Annotated in this window: 4 protein-coding genes; 1 reads left to right on the top strand and 3 read right to left on the bottom strand. The window is 55.2% G+C overall.

Translation table 11 applies throughout. The features are described from left to right. The coding region (locus tag AC1DRJ_RS26380; protein ID WP_477804736.1) for a hypothetical protein at positions 1–298 on the bottom strand (298 nt) is incomplete at its 3' end. 90 nt (positions 299–388) lie between these two features. After that, the gene (locus AC1DRJ_RS26375; RefSeq protein ID WP_477804735.1) at positions 389–673 is read right to left on the bottom strand and encodes a DUF2790 domain-containing protein; all 285 of its coding nucleotides are present in this window, start codon (positions 671–673) and stop codon (positions 389–391) included. Positions 674–1,180: 507 nt separating this feature from the next. Between AC1DRJ_RS26375 and AC1DRJ_RS26370 the strand changes: the two genes are divergently transcribed. Beyond that, positions 1,181–1,477, top strand: coding sequence for a hypothetical protein (locus tag AC1DRJ_RS26370; RefSeq protein WP_452626395.1), 297 nt, complete (start codon positions 1,181–1,183; stop codon positions 1,475–1,477). A 93-nt stretch (positions 1,478–1,570) separates the two neighbouring features. Here the strand turns inward: AC1DRJ_RS26370 and AC1DRJ_RS26365 are convergent. Then, positions 1,571–1,776: PfkB family carbohydrate kinase (locus AC1DRJ_RS26365; protein ID WP_477804734.1), on the bottom strand; the 206-nt coding region annotated here is incomplete at its 5' end.

Below are 1,776 nucleotides of genomic sequence, written 5' to 3'. Positions count from 1 at the left end.
CGGTATGGCCGTTGAGCCATTCGCTGAAACCCAGTGCTGCCAGACCAAAGCACCCGACCATAAAACCGCTGCTGAGCGCATTGCGCGTCACGGACGGCGGTTCGTTTCGAACCCAAAAGAAGATCAACCCCAACGCCGCGAAAATCACAGCGCTGCGCCGCGCAACAAAGCCTGCCGTCGAGGAAAACTCGATACCCCAAATCGCCAGCAACCAGTCAGGCATAAAGCCCCAGACCAGTGCCAGTACTAAACAGAGGGCGGCGGTGAATATCGACATCGTACGAAACGACAACTGCATAGCGAATCCTTGCGGCAGTGAGGGAGGCGCTCAAGCATAACGCCAGAACCCTCACAGTAAAACCGCCCGGTTTCGAATCAGACGTTTCAGTCAGTTGTAATAAAAATTGCACGCATCCGACAGCTTCCTGTAGCTGAGTTCTTGAGGCTGGCCGGATTTGTCGATGTACTTCATGTCGGCGATAACCACCTTGCATTCATCGGTTATCGGTTCTGTCAGGGACACGACTTTGCCCACGCTCAGCGTCATGCCGTAGTGGTAAAGCGTGGCATTGGAAGTAGTCGATGTGGACGTGGACGTGTCGTAGGCCTGGGCAAGTCCGGTAAACGTGGTGCAGGCGAGGGTGGAGGCAAGAAGCAGCATGCGAGTGTTCATGTGACGATCTCCAGTGCAGGCGGAAAATCAGCTCGACGATAAACGTCAAACCTTGCCGCACTGGGCGTCAGAAGCGTCTGAGGGCGTGCGGTCCAGTGAAGTGTTAGACCACGGCATTAAGCCATGATTATTCCGGCTAAACGCCGCCTGTCGTGATTGGAGTAACGTCTGTCGGATGTTTCGCAGGAAAGCGTCTACGAGGTGTTCGGCTTGATCCTACAGGATCAGGTGACTTGTCGACTTTCGCCTGTTGGGTAGGGAGATTACTGTTGGGGCTCGCTGCAAAATCAGCGGTCGGGTTTGGTCACCTGATGCCATCTCACATATGTGTGCCATCATTCGCCCTGCGGACATCCAAGTCCTCGTAGTGCGTTGCAATGGTGGCTGTGTGCTGGACGCCTTCGGGCGAGCCGATTTGATGGTGTCGGTTGACCAAGCCTGTACACAGCCGCCTCCCATCGTTTGGTCACGATGCTGGCGTTACTAATTAACCATCGAGTAATTACTATGCCAACGTTTAAACCGTTTCCCGAGCGCTATCGTTCGCTCAACAGCGGCGTTACCGATTCAAGTCCATTGGTGATCGACACCGAAGCCAATCCCCAAGACATCCTCGAAGCCGCGCTACAGCGAGTACGAGCCTCCAGCCAACTACTTGAAACCCTTCATTGCCAATGCTTCAAACACGGTGATGTTCAGGATATTCCGCACATTACTCACGCGCTCTATCTGCTGGCGCAGGATGGGTATGACCTGTTGGCGGTTGCTCAGCAGCGGATGATGGGGTGGAAGGCGCCGGTCTGACGTCTGATCCTTATAGAAAAATCCAGCGCTCGAAAGCGCTGGATTTAAGATTGTGGATGGGCGCTCACTCTGCTCGCGATTGGGGCCTTAGTGTCAGCGAAGATCCAACTGATGCCGATACGGCAAATCCGGCCCGGTCTTGCTGCACGTCAGCGCCGCCGCCTGCACCGCAAACTTCAACATGCCGTCGATGTGATCGCGGCTCAGCGATTGCACACCTTCCACAGAATCCAGTTGCTGCTCGGTCAACCACGTAATCAACGCCGCCTGGAATGTATCGCCAGCCCCCACCGTGTCGG

The organism is Pseudomonas sp. P5_B2 (assembly GCF_056400445.1).
The sequence above is the reverse complement of the archived record's forward strand: the minus strand, read 5'-3'. Positions and strand labels throughout refer to the sequence as shown.

What these genes read in the sequence shown, in the direction of transcription:
- AC1DRJ_RS26375 (WP_477804735.1), bottom strand. Translation starts at nt 673, where the DNA reads ATGAACACTCGCATGCTGCTTCTTGCCTCCACCCTCGCCTGCACCACG.
- AC1DRJ_RS26370 (WP_452626395.1), top strand. Translation starts at nt 1,181, where the DNA reads ATGCCAACGTTTAAACCGTTTCCCGAGCGCTATCGTTCGCTCAACAGC.